The sequence below is a fragment of the Thalassoglobus neptunius genome, from assembly GCF_007859735.1.
GTDB lineage: Bacteria > Planctomycetota > Planctomycetia > Planctomycetales > Planctomycetaceae > Thalassoglobus > Thalassoglobus neptunius.
Window position 1 is genome coordinate 1 of record NZ_SIHI01000064.1, and the last position, 15,694, is coordinate 15,694.

Genomic DNA, 15,694 nt, shown 5'->3' on the forward strand with positions numbered 1-15,694 from the left:
CAGCTTCTGCAACACCTCAGCCAGCGACTTTCCTGCCGCCAACATCGCTTGCCCCTCCTGCAACAGCTTCACAATCTGCTCAGGCTTACGTCGTCGTCGCTTCGTCATCAAAGTCTCCTCGAACCAAAATCGGTCGGTTGACTCTCATAACATCTGGATCAGAAAATGGGGAGCACGCCACAGGAGGCGGCAAGATTACTCGGTCGGCCCCCAGGTGCGATCGCCATGCGCCTGGAGAACTTCGCAAGTGTCGATCCGGAAATCGCAGCCCATCGTCGTGGGTTGCGAAACCTGACTCCGCTTGGCAAGCGAGTGTATGAGCATTGGCAAAACAAGCGTGAAGCTCTGCATGAATGCGCTGAGGTTTTGATGAGGGAGAACCGTGCAAAGGCTACGCCCAACTTGTTCGAACCAAATCCAATCCAGATTCCACGAGCTTTTCAGAAGTATGAGTTGCTGGACCAAATTGGCGAAGGGGGAAGCGGAATCGTCTTTTCATGCGTCGATACAAACACGTCACAGGTCTTTGCCCTCAAAATCATTCGGACAGATCGAGTTCATGACGAGGAAGCTCTGCGGAGATTCCGTCGAGAGATTCGTGTCCTGAAGTCTCTTTCTCATAAAAAAATTATCACGCTCTACGAAGACAATCTCGAATCACAGCGAGACTTCCCGGCATACGTTATGGATTTCGCAGACGGCTCCCTCACCAGCTATGCCGACCGCAAATCAAATCTGCGTCGTGAGGATCAAATGCCGGCCCGACGTGAGATCGTCTTATCGATCATAGACGCTGTCGAAGCTCTCCACACCGGAAGTCCTGCAGTCATCCATCGAGACATCAATCCCAATAATGTCCTGCGGCTTCCCAATGGAACATGGGTCCTCGCCGACTTCGGTCTGGCAAAATTCATTTCCACGGCCCCTTTGAGCACCTCGTTTCGAACAACAACTCAGCGAGGTTGGGGGACGCAGTGGTACACGGCCCCGGAGCAGTACCAGAACTTCCAGAGTACAGATCATCGCACCGACATTTACAGCGTGGGCGTGCTGATCTGGGAGGCATTTACCGACTCACACCCTCCACCAGATCGTGAACACCTAGGTCTATCTGAATCGCTCAAGGCTGTCTACCTGAAAGCAACTGATCGCAATCCAGAGATCCGCTACCGAGATATTGCTGCGTTGCGCGTTGAATTTCTGAAGGCGTTTGAGGAAACGTTTAAGCTAAACTGATTGTGCTGTAGGTTGTCAAAATCCACGTCTGACTCGCAAATCGCAGCAACAACCTTCGCGTAAGCTTGCCCCCACTAGTTAGTTATCGCTGGGCGACTCCAAGCGGGATGCTCAAACTCACTCGGATCGATACTCGAGTCGTTTGCCAGGAAACGATCTAAAATTGTCCTGCATCCTTCGTCAACAGTATTCATACTCCTTCCCGGATCTTGAGGAGCCTTTCTGCCAACATGTCAGGTTTCGCCAGTTGGCATTGCCAGACGACAACCACCTGCCATCCCAACTTACAAAGCTCGCGCCGAACCTCAAGGTCTCGTTCGACGTTTCTCGCGAACTTTACTTCCCAGAACTCTGTGCGTGATTTCGGCGTGTAGGCGTATTTGCAGTTGCGATGCCGATGCCAGAAGCATCCGTGAACAAGGACCACCGTCTTGTACTTTGCGAGCACGATGTCGGGGTTTCCAGGCAAGTCCGAACGGTGCAGGCGAAATCTGAATCCCAGACGATGAAGCATCGATCGAACTGCGATTTCAGGCTTTGTGTCCCGGTCGCGTATCTGCGCCATATTCCAGCTTCTGCGTTCTTTAGTGATCCTGTCTGCCATCACTCAATTTTCCCTGAGTCTTCAAGCGTTTTCCAAACACTTTCAGCTATCTGGCAAGCAACCCATGGCGGGACAGCGTTTCCAACTTGGATGTACTGAGCAGTTCTCGGACCGCAGAAGAGGTAGTTGTCAGGAAACGTCTGGAGACGTGCGACCTCGCGTACTGTCATACTGCGGCACTGCGACGGGTCGTAGTGAATGAAGTAGTGACCATCCTTTGAAAGGTGCGATGTAACAGTTGTCGCTGGTGAGCCAGCAACCTGTACGCGAAAACGATCGTCAAAAATGAGCTTCTCATCTTTCGCATTCGCATGTCGTGGCAAGAGTCGGCGCGGAAACTGGTTAAGTTTGGGCGAGTCCCCATGTACTTGAGCATGGCAGGCAGCAAAGATGTATCTGGCCAAGTCGGAGTCCATGTGAAGTCGAGATTCGTGATTGCACGTGCCTTTGAGTCGATCGTCGACAATCCATTTCTTAAGTGCTGCCGGTGCGTCAGGAGTTTTCTCGGCGGCAATGAAATCACCTCTACGGTCTTTTTGCGGAATTCGTAGTTTTTCCACTGTGGAGACAATCAACGTGTGGGTCGCAGGATCATCGTCCGCCAGTGTATCGAGCCAAAGGGCATCGTTGCCGCTGTCTATTGTCCAGTGCTGGATGACTTCCTTCCACAGCTGTGGGTCATCCTTGAGCGGTATGTAGCCCTTACCGTTAAACTTTCGGGACAACCCGCTGCGAAGGCGTGGGAGAGTGGAAATCATCTCGCGGACTGTTGGTGGTTCCGATGGCTTGAGAGTCGGTACGTTGACATCACCGAGGTCTTCCCGAATGCCAATCAGGATGACGCGGTGACGTCTCTGAGGTACGCCGAATCTCTCGCACGCCACGATGAAATCTGTCGGGAGAAGCTTCTGGTCGCGCCTCGATCGGCTGTGGTCAACGATGGGGACGATGCGATAGCGGAGAAGTTGACCGTTCGGGAGAGTTGCCTCTGGGGCGGAAAGGTCTGAGAGAATCTGCTCGAAGATTCTCTGCTTCTGCAGAGTGGCCGACAGCATCCCTTTAACGTTCTCCATAACAAAAATGGAAGGTTGATGCTCCGCGATAATTTGAAGGTATTCGCGGTACAGAGTCGACCGGTGATCTTCCTCAATCTTGTAGTCATCGTTCCCTCGGTTGCGCACGCGCCCCACGATTGAATAAGCCTGACATGGCGGACCGCCGATCAGTACCCAGTGTCGTTTTCGGTCCCCGATTGCCTTCGCGATCTTTTCGCTGATACTAGCATGTGAAGACTTCACGCCGAGTTCGGCATGAAGCGACTCGGCTTCTGCGACCTGCCACTTCCTGTAATGTTCAGTGCTTTTCTCCATCAAGCGCCGGGGCAATTCATCCAAAGAGAGGTCACCTCGAAGCACGTCGTAGTAGATCTTCGGTGCTTTACCCCGGGCAAACTGGCGGAAGAAACTCCTCAGACGAAGAGTCTGGTGAGCGTGGGTATCTTTTTCGATCGACAGCGCTATTCGGAAAGGGTTACACCCTTCAGCGGAAAATGAGCTGAATCCTTCACCTAGGCCTCCCGGCCCTGCGAATACGTCGATTACCGGGATCTGCATTTCGGCCGCCATCTACTCCCCCTCATCCGTTCATTGTCTAACCTTTCTGGCGGGTTCCAATGGCACGTCTCGAATCGCACGTTCCTCTTTCCGCAAGCAGGTTCAAGTCGGCTTCCGCACGTTGAGAAGCACGACTTGAGAGTCATTCGATTAGAAGTATGGCATTTTGCGAAGCTTGAGGCAGGTCAATCGGTGGAGAATTCGTTCTGAAGATCGTATATTTGGTAAATCTAATGATGCTCTTCCTGTTCAACAGATGGTTTTGAGTTGAAGTCGTTTCAAGAACTGATCATGTGTGGGATGGCGCGAAGTGAAAGTAACGATGAGAAGTGACATGTGTTCACTCGGAAGCAATCGAAACTGCACTCGAACCCAGTCCGAGGCTTCGAGTTTTTGCGATGTCACTTTGTCTTTTCAACTCAGGCCGCTTTTCGCTCAAAACCCTTCACGAGCCCACCGACGTACGACCGAACGAAGGCCAACCAACAGCGGTTGACCAAAGGTCTCAATCCGAATTGCCGCCTGCGGGGGAGGCATCGCAAACGGGCTCGTAAGCAATCGGAAATTCCGAGTTTGTGGGTCACTCTGTTGTGGCACCTCGAGTCAGGACTGCCGTGGGAATGGAAACTCGGAACGGCCAATGCCAGCGAACGCGAACACCTGCTCTCGTTGCAGGACTCCTTGCCGGAGAACAGTTTGCTGGTCGCGGATGCGGGATATGGAGGATACGAGTATTGGCCGACGCTGCTTGAGAACGAGATTCACTTTGTGATTCGTGTTGGTTCTGGAATTCATCTGCTGAGAGATTTAGGACACTGGCAGTCTGATCAGGATCGAGTCTGGCTGTGGCCTGAGAATGCTGCGAAGAAAACGTTGCCTCCGCTGAAGTTGCGTTTGGTGGAAGTGCCAACCTGCAAGGAAAGCGTCTGGTTGGTGACCAGCGTTCTGAGAGCCTATCCGGAATCCTCTTCATGCTGTAAGTCGGTATTTGAACGGAGCTTGGTTGGGTGAAGGAGCTAAGCGGCGGAGCATGCGACCAATGGAAGCCACATAGATCATGGCTTCGCTCGATTTGNGACGAGTCGCGCACTGATCCGTGCTGTTCGAAGCGCCGTGGTCGATCGTTATGAACGCAAACGGAAAAGCTTCCGAACTTATCCGCAGCGTCGAACTCGCAAACCACCCGGTCCACCGACAATCAAGTCACCTTCAGCTGACCTGAACCTCCTCGCCCAAAAAATCACACCCCTAACACTGACTTCATACGGTTAACGGCGTTGGGTGGCAGGCTGCAAAAATAGAAGCCACAAAGTAAAAGTACGAGACGAATACATTCGAGCCCGGCATTTCGCCAAGAGCATTAAACTGAAGAGTGATCTTCCACTCCGAAATACCCGCTCATTACCTGTCCCCACGAGAAAGAATCCATGAGATCAAACAGCGCACTCCTTATCCTGATCCTGTTGGCATTTGCCGGGACGGCGATCGCATCGGCCGACGAAAAGCCGAACATTCTTTTCATCTTTGCGGACGACTGGGGTTGGGGTGACTTAAGTTGCCACGGCCATCCGTATGTCAAAACTCCGAACATCGATCGACTTGCCAGAGAAGGGACCGACTTCCATCGGTTCACCGTCGCGAGCGGAGTTTGCTCGCCCAGTCGTACTGCGGTGATCACTGGCCATTTCCCAGCGAGGTACAACATCGATGGGCACTTTGCCTGGGTGCCAAGTAACGCCAAACGTAACATGCCTGACTGGCTGGACCAACAAGCTCCTTTGTTGCCGCGCATGCTTCAGAAGGCGGGCTACGCGACGGCTCACTTTGGAAAATGGCACTTGGCGAACAACATGATTCCTGATTCGCCATCACCCGGCGATTATGGATACGATGCTTACGGCGCGTTCAATTGTTCCGGGGAGCAAATGCCGGTACACGAAGACGCGATGCACACCATCGACTTTATCGAGTCCGCCGTTGCTGATGGAAAGCCGTTCTTTGTCAATCTCTGGCTCCATGAACCTCACACGCCGTTTCACACGGTCCCCAAATACGAATGGCGTTTTCGTCATTTGGAAGACCGGACCGACCAAATCTATGCTTCGGTGCTGTCTCATGCAGATGACCGCATTGGCGAAGTTCTCGACGCTCTGGATCGACTGGGTCTGTCGGACAATACCTTGGTTGTTTTTAGTTCCGATAATGGACCAGCCCGAGCATCGGGGAATGCCGAACTGACGCTCAGCTACGACACCGCAACTGGTGCTGGCTGGGGGACTGCCGCTTCAAAAGGAATCACCGGCGGTCGCCGAGGATACAAGGCATCACTCTTCGAAGGAGGCGTCGGTGTGCCTTTCATTGCTCGCTGGCCGGGCAAAATCGCAGCTGGGAAAGTCGATGATAGCTCACTGATCTCTGCAGTCGATTTGCTGCCAACATTTTGCGAAATCGCCGACGCCAAATTGCCTGTCGGATATCAACCGGACGGTGTGAGCCAAGTCGACGTGCTTAAGGGAACGCCCGCACCCGTTCGTGAGAAGTCGTTGTTCTGGAAGTATCCGTCTCGCTGGCCTGCTTCATCAAACCGCCCCGACCACTGGGTTTCTTACGCTGTTGTCCACAAGAACTGGAAGCTGGTCAGCAATGCGGATGGCAGTCATGTCGAACTCTACGATATCGCAGCCAGTCCTTACGAAGAGGACGACGTAAAAGCCTCGAATCCGGAAATCGTCGCAGCGATGGTTCAACAGCTTGACGATTGGAAGGAGTCACTGCCCGCGAAACCGTCAGGAGATGTCTTCTCCGAAGAGCGCAAGTCGCTCGGCAAGTCGAATTGATCGTCGGAACAGAAGCAAGAGCAGTTGCTCTTTCCTGAGCACTGGCTTGTTCTGTTTCACTCACTAAAAAGCTGAGTTTGCTCGTGCGAGGGAGTGCGAACCCAATATAAAAGTGCACCACTGAAAGAAGGACCATGAATCAATTCGTGATGATTGCTGTCGTTGGACTCGCGCACGCGGCGAATTCCTTCTGGTCGTGTTCGGCTTTTGCGGATGAACCGCCAGCGCTCACAACGACAGCCGCTCCTGAAATTGTGATAAATGTTAAGAGTTTCGGCGCCGCGGGGGATGGCGTAACCCTCGACACGGAGGCCGTACAAGCTGCCATCGATTCGTGTCACGCATCGGGCGGAGGGATTGTTCGCGTCCCGGCGGGAGAGTTTCCGATTGGCACGATCATTTTGAAAAGCAACGTGAATCTCTCGCTGGATCATGGAGCCACTCTCTTGGGCAGCATCAACAAGGAAGACTACCCAACGGAAGGTCTCGACGATCCCCGGGAAGGCGGGCCGCATTGTTTGATTTACGCGAAGGATGCTCGCAATATCGAGATCAGCGGGTTGGGCGTGATCGACGGTCGCGGAACTCCCGAGAACTTTCCCCGCAACCGTTCGGGTGGCAGGAATCGCGGAATGCGTCCACGATTGCTGCGGATGGTCAACTGTGAGAATGTGACGTTCAGTGGAGTCACTTACAAACGGCCCGCGTTCTGGGGACTTCATTTGATCGACTGTCGAAACCTGAAGTTCTCCGCAGTGACGATTCGGTTTCGTAACAACAACTTCAATAACGATGGGCTCGACATCGATGGCTGTGAAGATGTATTGATCGAGAATTGCGACATCGATTCCGGCGACGATGCCATCTGTCTGAAGAGTTCGAAACACCCCTGTCGAAACATCGTCGTGCGAGACTGCCGGGTTTCCAGCAACACCGCTCCGTTGAAATTCGGGACGTCGTCACGCGGGGGATTCATCAATGTCAAAGTCACGAACTGCTACTTCTATGACAGTCCGATGGGCGCGATCAAGCTGCAGCTTGTCGATGGCGGACAGCTTGAGAACATCGATATTTCACGGATTGTAATGGAGGATGCCGGTTGTCCGATCTTCATTCGGCTGGGGAATCGAGGGAACACGTTCGGAGATCGCAACGCAGCTGGAGTGGGAACGCTCAAGAACGTGCGAATTCGAGATGTTGTTGCGAAGGTCGTTATTGAAGACCGGGACAAGAAACTTCGTGCGGCATACAAGAACCTTAAGCCTGACGATACTCCCGGTATTACTGATGCCGAGAAATCGAAATCAGGCCCGATCATGATCACCGGAATCCCCGGCCATTACGTGGAAAACATCGTCCTCGAGAACGTTCGCATCTCCTTCCCCGGTCACGGAACGCAGGAAGATTCCACTCGCAGCGTTCCCGAAGACGTTGATCGCTACCCGGAGCAATATTTCTTTGGCGTGTTGCCTTCCTGGGGAGCCTACATCCGCCACGCGAGAAATATCGTCTTCGAGAATGTGGAACTATCAGTTCGGAATTCCGACGCAAGAGAAAGGCTGCACCTCGACGACGTCGAAGGCTTTGTCGAAGTGAAGTGAAGCAGATGTCGGCAAATCGAACCTGCATCGTTTTTCGAACTCATCAATCGGCTCCTGTTGCTTAAAGGTTGGCGAGCTTTCTGAGGATTATGATAGGATCCCGACTGCCGCGAGGAGCCTCTGTCAGCTTCGTGCTGACAGTCTTAGTTCGGACATACTGGGCTGCGAGCCCATTGAGTAGGAGAACAGGATGAAATTGTGCGACCGGAAGTCCGGATGGCCATTCATTGTCGTTGTGATATGTAGTGGCTTGGTGAGCTCCGCATTGCCGGCCGCTGAGATTTCATTCTCAACTTTTCTGGGTGGGTCCGAATGGGAACATGCGAGAGATGTTTGCGTCGACGATTCCGGCAACGTTTATGTTGTTGGTGGAACCCGTTCCAGTGATTTCCCAACGACGGAAAATGCTCTGCAGACTGTTCACGAAAAGTCCGGCGACAAGATTGGATCAGGCGGCTACTGTGACGTTTTCGTTTCCAAATTCGATGCTTCAGGGACGCTGATCTGGTCAACCCTGTTGGGGGGACCAAATTATGATCGGGCGTATGCCGTGGAAGTTGATGCTGCAGGGAACGTTTATGTTGCAGGCCGGGCAGGGCCAGGATTTCCTGTCACCAAGGATGCTTTTCAACCTGATTTCCAGGGAGACGATGGGGGCATTTACGGATTGCAAAACGGCTTCGTGGCCAAAATCAATCCTGAAGGAACGGCGGTCGTCTGGGCCTCGTACGTCGGGGTCGGTCTTCTGTGCCGGGACATCGCAGTCGATGACGACGGTGATGTGTATCTTCCAACAAGCTATCCGGGAAATGGCGCCATGCCGCCAAAGTCGTGGTTTGAAGGGGCGTTTCAACCCACTCCGGGTGGAGGAGCCGATTGCGGTGCGTTGAAAGTGACTACTGACGGACGCCATGTTGTGTGGGCGACATGGCTCGGTGGAAGCCAACTGGAAGTGCCGAACGCGGGGATTCGAATTGACTCGCAGAAGAACGTCTACATCAACATGACCACGGAATCCGCGGATCTCCCGACGACTCCCGGTGCTCATGACCGTTCTCACAACGGTGGCAAGGATGCTTACATTGCGAAACTGAGTCCTGATGGGAAGCACCTACTGTACGGGACCTACTTTGGATCTGCTGGGAACGAATTCGGCAATAGCACGCATAGCATGGCCATCGATCAGAACGGAAATGCCTACCTCGTCAATTCCTCCGACAACGATGAGATGCCCGCCACCACGGGAGTCGTTCAGCCTCATTTGAAAGGGGAACGGAATATCGTTGTGACCAAGTTTTCGCCGGAAGGAGCCTTGTTGCACTGCACTTATCTTGGCGGGAGCAACATCGACGGCGTGGATGGTGTTTACGCGAACGACCAGGGAGAGGTTTACTTTACTGGAACGACTTCGTCAGCGGATTTCCCCATGACGCCCGATGCGCTGCAAGGGAAGAAGTCCGGCGACAACGACGTCATTGTTGTTTCGCTGAAGTCTGATTTTTCCGGTCTAAAATTCGCGAGTTATCTGGGCGGGCCGAGTTATGACTACGGACGCTCCAGCTTTCTCGACAAGCACGGATCCTTTTATCTCGTCGGCTCGACGAATGGCGAGGGTTGGCCAACCGTACAGGCTGTGCAAGAGAGTTTTGCCGGGGGTGGAGGCGGCAAGGAACTTTGTTACCAGGGCGGCTGTCATGCTGGGGATGTCATTGTCATGAAGATCACGTTTTGAAACTCGTGTCGTGTGACGTACCGGTTCATCGGTGATAGGTAAGAATGCTCCCCCTTCGTCCGCTCAGCAGGAGCCTCATGACTGCTGGAAGTTTTCATCCACTCCATACCGGCTGAGAAACATCTCAACAGTATGTGCGACGATTTGGTTCCGCTTTCGGCGCGAAGGCGGCGGGTCGCCGTGAACGATGGTTGGCCAGAACGCGAATGTTCGTAATAAGCCGACGAATTGCATCGCTGCGAATTCTGCGTCCGCTTCGAGAAGACAGCCTGACGCTTGCGCCTCACTCATCCAAGCTGTGACTCGTCTGATAAAGAACCGCTGATCGACCTGTTGCCCCGCATCCGGTTCGCCAAGCACACGCGAAAGTCCCGCTCTCGCAAGTGCCTGCACATCCTCCGATGTAAAGAAGTCGATCTCGGAATGGGCCAGCTCCGTCAACTGTTCAGCAAGATCACGCGAATCGTCGAATTCACATGCTGGGAGCTGTTCGACACGAACTTTTAGCTCCTCAATGATCGCTTCGAACAGTGCTTCTTTGTTGTCGAAATGGTTGTACAGCGTCCGCTTGCTCACGGACGCAGCGTCAGCAATTCCGTTCATGCTGGCAGAAAAATATCCGTACTTCTGAAACGCTTTCACCGCGGCCTGCACGATTGACGCTCGCTTGCGATCGGTCAGCTTTTGAGGCTTCGATTCAGAAACTGCACTTTGGGTTTTACTTTTTCTCGACATGAAATAGAGTATACTTCACAGTTTACTTTTTGCAAGCAGCTGCACGGTCCCTACAAGTTGACAAGCGATGCATTTTACAAAGTCTGACTTCGGCATTTTGGCCTTAGTGCTTCTCTCCTTGTGCGGTTTCGGCGTGAGTGGTTGCACGCAAAACCAGAACGAAGTCGTTCCTGTTGAGAAACCGCCCAAACCGGTTGCGATCGCCATGTTGCGGAAAACATCACCGACAACTCCGCGATCCATCACCGGTTCCGTTGTGACGTGGAAGTCCGAGCAGATCGGGTTCGAAGTTGCGGGCCGCGTCGTTGAAGTCATCGAGCCGAACGAATTGGTGTCTCCGCAAATGAGTGGAGAGATCGCTCGGTATGCATCGGACGCAACTCCGCTGGCTCGCCTAGACGACGAGCAACTGCGAATAGCGGTCGAATCGGCTCAGGCCAGTGTCGCGGTCGCGAAATTGAACCGCGACGCCAACAAGGTCACGATTGAGCAGCAACTTCCCGCACAGATTGAATCTGCCAAAGCTGAGGCCGATCTCGCAGACCTGGAATTGGAACGCACGTTAATGCTTTCGCAACGAAACGCAATCTCCCGTTCGGAGGTCGACGCCGCCCGGACCCGGGCATCAACAACGAAATCCCGACTCTCGAGTTCGCAGGCGGAGTTGGCTGAAGCGAAAGCTCGTCAACTCGTGCTCGAAGCTCAGGTTTTACAGGCTGAGCAGCAACTTTCTGAAGCGCAACGCAGTCTGAGAAACTCGGTTCTATTCAGCCCTTTTCCCGGTCAGGTTTCGCAAATCCATGCTGTTCCCGGAACTTATGTCCAAGAAGGGGATCCGGTCGTCACCGTGCAGATGATGGACCCGATGACAATTGAATTTGAAGTAACTGCTCACGATTCTCGCCGCTATCGTCGCGGCGACATTCTGCCGGTTCAAGTCACCGACGGAAGTGGCCATGTTCGACAGCTAAGCGGCATGGTTTATCGGGTTGACACAGTTGCTGATCCCGCAGCGCGAACATTCACCGTGACGCTTCATGTCCGAAATGAAATCGACGATTCGGAGCACGCAATTTTGTGTGCAGATCAGTCGATTGCATGGACCGACAAAATCATGCCGCTGAATATCGGCCCCATGATTACAGGCAACAGCCGACTGCTGGTCGTTCGCGAAGCGATTCACAATATCGGCGGCGAAACGTTCGTCTGGAAGATCACGAATCGCCAGTGGGGAACACCGACCATGCCGGGCGATGACCTGCTTTCGGTGACGAGAGTTCCCGTTCAGATTACCAGCGAAGAAATTCCCTATCTCGGACGGTGGAAGTTTGTCGCGATTGAGTTCACCGATCCGAATGTGGAAGTGGATGTCGATCGCGATCTGATCACAGGAAGAGTTTACTGCAAGTCGAGTCCTTCAGTCTCTTCCCAGCCTGGAACAAATGCGAGTTCATCTTTGGCCCCCTGGATGGGTTCCCAGGTACTGCTTGACGATCAACGCTGGTTGTTACGGTCGGGTGACGTCGTGCAGATTTCACTTTCGCCTGACAAGCCAACTGACGGCTTCTACGTACCCATGAAAGTCGTCCGCGAAGAACAAGGTCAGACCTTCATCCATGTGATTGACGACACCGATCGCGAGGAGAGTCTTTGTCGATGTTGCTGAAGACGATTCAGTGATTGGAGAGACAGTCCTGCTTCGTATTACTCCGACCTCACCGGGCGAGTTGACCGAAGGGATGAAAATCGTTTCTGAAGGCACACACTATTTGAATGATGGAGACCGCGTGATGGTTTCTCCGGTCGTGGGGAGCCAGCAATGAGAGACCTTCCCGAGTTTGCCGTAAATCGACCGACAATCACGATCACAATCGTTTTCTTGCTGGTTGCTTGGGGCAGCGTTAGCTTTTTGACGATGCCGCGACGTGAAGACCCGGAATTCACGCTGAAAGTCGCCGTTGTGACGACTCGATGGCATGGCGCGTCCGCAGAGCAGATCGAAAAACTGGTCACGGACCCTCTCGAAGATGCAATCGACGGGCTTGAAGAAGTCCGTTTGATTCGATCAACGTCGAGCAGCGAACAATCCGTGATTTTCGTTGAACTCGAAGATAGCGTTCCCGGCGCAAGGGTGGACGACGCATGGGATCGCGTGCGGGCCCGAATTCGAAACGTGCCGATGCCCGATCAAAGCATCTCACCTTTTCTGTTCGACGAATTCTCCGACACCAGCGTTTTACTGTATGCCGTCCACCAACAGCCACTCAACAAAGACTCCGGCATTGATCCGCAGTACGTCTACTCGCCACGACAACTTGACCTGTTTTCAGAACGAATACGCGATTCGCTCCGGCTGCTGCCCGGCGTTTCGCAAGTCGGAAGGTTCGGAGTCCAGGAAGAAGCCATTTACGTCGAGACTGACGAAGGGAACTGGTCAACTCTTGAACTGACAACAGACCAAATGGAAGCCCTCGCCCAGTCACACAATATTGTGGAGCCGGGCGGACGGATCGACGGCAAGGACGGACGCTTTTTCGTCAAGCCGAGCGGTGACGTCAGCGCAGTGGAGGCATTCGATTCGTTGGTCGTTGGTGTCGTGGCGACCGGTGAAGAAGGAGGCGATGCTGGATTCAATCAGGTTCAACTCAAGAATTTGGGATTGGACGTTCGGCGAGGCTACATCGATCCGCCTCAGCGCATTTGCCGCTACGGGACTCCCGAATTTGAGTCACCCGCGATCATCCTTGCCGTATCGATGAAGTCCGGTGCGAACATCATTGATATTTGCGACCGCTGTAAAGCAAGCGTCGCCCAGTTGCAGAGCACGGGTGTGCTGCCGCCCGATCTGGCCGTGTCCATCATTTCCGATCAGTCGGACAGCGTGAAGCAACGAATTCGCGAAGTTGGCGAAAACATCGTCCAGGCGATTCTGGTGGTCGTTGTCCTCGTTTATCTCGTTGTCGGGTTCCGCACGGCTGCGGTCATGGCAGCCAACATCCCGTTCGTGGTCATTTCGTCGCTGGCAATCATCACACTGTTTGATGTTCAACTGGAACAGATGTCGCTGGCGTCAATGATCATTTCACTTGGATTGTTGGTCGACAATGCCGTTCAGGTCTGTGACCAGAGTCGCACAAACCAGATCGCCGGCATGAACCCACGCGATGCTTCAGTTGCGGGTGCGAAAATGCTTGGCCCGTCGATGCTGAGTGGAACCGCAACAACGGTCGCCGCCTTTATCCCGATGCTGATTGCGATGGACGGGGCCAATCGCGAGTTCATCTACAGCTTGCCGATCACACTGTCGGTCATGCTGGCTGTAAGTTGGGTTTTAGCGATGACGTTCTGTGTCATTCTTGCCGCGTGGTTCATTCGTCCGCCCAAAGATCCGACTCGTCCCACCGCGCCAATTCCGTGGCTGATGGAAAAGTTCGGAACAGCTTGGCGAAGGCTTCGAAGGAAGAATGGAGCAACAGCCTCTTCAGAAGCAGAGAGACAACGCGGCGTCTTCTATCGAATCTATGGCGGCGCTGTCGGCTGGGCTCTGCGTCATCGAATCATCACGATCTTCGCATCCATCGGGATGTTGATGCTAGCGACTCAGCTCCCGGTTTCGAACGAATTCTTTCCCCTCACACAGCGTGATCAATTCGCTGTGGAAATCTATTTGCCGGAGTCAGCTTCCATCGAACAGACGAACGATGTTGCTCGCAAAGTTGAAGAGATGATTCGCTTGCTCAGTCCGCATGTCGATGCCGAAGGAGAGGCGCAACAGCGTTTGCTCAACATGCGAACTATCGTCGGAGGTGGCGGATCGCGATGGTATCTTGCATGGGAACCGGAAACCCTGAAGCCAAATTACGCCGAGATTTTAATCCACACGACCAAAGGTGAATTCGCACATGACTATGTCGAGCAATTGCGTGTCGTCGCAAGGCAGGGAGACGAGTCGCTGGGGCTTTCGCCGATCGCTGGAGCTCGAGTTATTCCCGTTGAACTGGCACTCGGCCCGCCCGCAGATCCTGTCGTTTTGCGTGTTATGGGCAACGGGCTCGCTAACGCCAACCAACTAAGACGCATCGCAAATCGCGTTAAGGAGATCGTCAACGCAGAACCTGACACCTGGGACGTCAACGATTCGTGGGGTGTTTCCGGTCAGCAGTTATTTGTTGATGTCGATTCTAATCGGGCGAGCCTTGCCGGAATTCGAAACACAGAAGTCGCGTCGACGCTCGACGCCTATTACTCCGGAAAACTGCTGACAACATATCGCGAGAACGACCGACAAATCCCAGTGTACTTCCGATTGAACCCGGAAAGCCGACGGTCTCTTGGTGCTGTGAATTTGTCTCACATTGAAAGCGGCGCCGGAAAGGTTTCGCTGGCATCCATTGCGACAGTAAAACCGCAATGGCGATTGGAGAGCATTGATCGACGCAACGGGAATCGAACGATCGAAGTCAGATCGCGAATCAATCACGGAGCATCAGGAAACGACATTACTAATCGCGTCTTCAACTCCGAGGCAATGGAGGAACTGAAGGCCGAGTTGCCTCCCGGTTTTCGAATTGAAATCGGCGGAGCTCTTGAAGAGTCAATGAAAGCTCAATGGAAGATGTTCCGTTCCTTCGGCATGTCTTTCATCGCAATTATCCTGTTGTTGATCTTTCAGTTTAATAGTCTCACCCGCACTTTAATCATCATGGTGACATTGCCACTTGCTCTTGTGGGCGCACTGTTTGGTCTCTGGGTGACAGGCAATGCATTCGGTTTCATGCCACAACTTGGAGTGTTGGCGCTGTTCGGAATCGTTTTAAACTCGGCCATTCTGTTCGTCGAATTCGCCGACATCGTCATCAAACAAAAAACTTCCGAGGCCGACCGCCCTCTGACCCGCGCGGAATATTTCGATGCAATTATCGACGCTGCTCGCCAACGATTGATGCCAATTTTTCTGACCACTGCGACCACTGTTGGTGGTCTGGTTCCGCTCGCTCTGGCTGGAGGACCGCTGTGGCAAGGACTGGCATGGTTGCTCATCTTTGGTCTGACTTTCGCCACAGTGCTCACATTGTTCGTTATTCCCGTTTTATATTCCTTCCTGTCGCCGTCGCCTCGTCTTAGCACCTCACAAGATTAATCTTTAAGAATCAGGAATATCGTACAATGACTAACAACGCTTAGAGGCTATCCGGAAACTGAGGTTTTGTGAAAGTCTGGTTTTGTTCACACTTTGCGGTTCATCAACGCAAAGGAGTGCACGGTGTCCGAGGCGATTCGAAAAGCGTACCCAAGTGACCTGACTGACCTTCAGTGGGAGATGATCGAAATGATTC

11 protein-coding genes are annotated in these 15,694 nt (G+C 53.3%); 8 read left to right on the forward strand and 3 right to left on the reverse strand.

Going from position 1 to position 15,694, the window contains the following annotated elements:
• The first annotated feature begins 165 nt into the window (after positions 1 to 165).
• Positions 166 to 1,236: a serine/threonine-protein kinase gene (locus tag KOR42_RS24095; protein WP_146512392.1), complete on the forward strand. Its 1,071-nt coding sequence runs from the start codon at positions 166 to 168 to the stop codon at positions 1,234 to 1,236.
• Positions 1,237 to 1,426: 190 nt separating this feature from the next.
• Here the strand turns inward: KOR42_RS24095 and KOR42_RS24100 are convergent, their stop codons facing one another.
• Both KOR42_RS24100 and KOR42_RS24105 read right to left on the reverse strand, forming a co-directional pair.
• Positions 1,427 to 1,840 (reverse strand): very short patch repair endonuclease, encoded by a 414-nt coding sequence (locus KOR42_RS24100; protein WP_146512393.1) that lies wholly within the window; start codon positions 1,838 to 1,840, stop codon positions 1,427 to 1,429.
• Positions 1,840 to 3,465 carry a DNA cytosine methyltransferase gene (locus KOR42_RS24105; protein WP_146512394.1) on the reverse strand — a complete coding sequence of 542 codons (1,626 nt, stop codon included), beginning with the start codon at positions 3,463 to 3,465 and terminating at the stop codon, positions 1,840 to 1,842. The genes KOR42_RS24100 and KOR42_RS24105 overlap by 1 nt, the downstream gene beginning before the upstream one ends.
• 480 nt (positions 3,466 to 3,945) lie before the next feature.
• Here KOR42_RS24105 and KOR42_RS24110 point away from each other — a divergent pair, with 480 nt between their 5' ends.
• The 4 genes from KOR42_RS24110 (at position 3,946) to KOR42_RS24130 (ending at position 9,623) form a co-directional block, all read left to right on the forward strand.
• On the forward strand, positions 3,946 to 4,464 hold the full coding sequence (locus KOR42_RS24110) for a transposase (protein ID WP_197441536.1): 519 nt from the start codon (positions 3,946 to 3,948) through the stop codon (positions 4,462 to 4,464).
• A 416-nt stretch (positions 4,465 to 4,880) separates the two neighbouring features.
• The gene (locus KOR42_RS24120; RefSeq protein ID WP_146512396.1) at positions 4,881 to 6,290 is read left to right on the forward strand and encodes a sulfatase family protein; all 1,410 of its coding nucleotides are present in this window, start codon (positions 4,881 to 4,883) and stop codon (positions 6,288 to 6,290) included.
• A 134-nt stretch (positions 6,291 to 6,424) separates the two neighbouring features.
• The gene (locus tag KOR42_RS24125; RefSeq protein ID WP_146512397.1) at positions 6,425 to 7,891 is read left to right on the forward strand and encodes a glycoside hydrolase family 28 protein; all 1,467 of its coding nucleotides are present in this window, start codon (positions 6,425 to 6,427) and stop codon (positions 7,889 to 7,891) included.
• A gap of 190 nt (positions 7,892 to 8,081) precedes the next feature.
• Positions 8,082 to 9,623, forward strand: a complete 1,542-nt coding sequence (locus tag KOR42_RS24130; RefSeq protein ID WP_146512398.1) for an SBBP repeat-containing protein — start codon at positions 8,082 to 8,084, stop codon at positions 9,621 to 9,623.
• A 75-nt stretch (positions 9,624 to 9,698) separates the two neighbouring features.
• On the opposite strand, the gene KOR42_RS24135 is transcribed toward KOR42_RS24130, so the two are convergent.
• A complete protein-coding gene (locus KOR42_RS24135) occupies positions 9,699 to 10,277 on the reverse strand; it encodes a TetR/AcrR family transcriptional regulator (protein WP_231741107.1) in 579 nt (192 codons plus the stop codon).
• Positions 10,278 to 10,491: 214 nt separating this feature from the next.
• On the opposite strand from KOR42_RS24135, the gene KOR42_RS24140 reads away from it, so the two are divergent.
• From KOR42_RS24140 to KOR42_RS24145, 3 genes are read left to right on the forward strand one after another with little or no spacing between them, the layout of a single operon-like run.
• Entirely contained in the window at positions 10,492 to 12,024 is a 1,533-nt protein-coding gene (locus KOR42_RS24140; RefSeq protein ID WP_231741108.1) for an HlyD family secretion protein, read from the forward strand.
• Between the two features lie 10 nt (positions 12,025 to 12,034).
• Positions 12,035 to 12,181, forward strand: a complete 147-nt coding sequence (locus tag KOR42_RS27060; protein ID WP_197441538.1) for a hypothetical protein — start codon at positions 12,035 to 12,037, stop codon at positions 12,179 to 12,181.
• Complete coding sequence (locus tag KOR42_RS24145) at positions 12,178 to 15,498, forward strand: efflux RND transporter permease subunit (RefSeq protein WP_146512400.1); 3,321 nt, start codon at positions 12,178 to 12,180, stop codon at positions 15,496 to 15,498. The genes KOR42_RS27060 and KOR42_RS24145 overlap by 4 nt, the downstream gene beginning before the upstream one ends.
• The last annotated feature ends 196 nt before the right edge of the window (positions 15,499 to 15,694 follow it).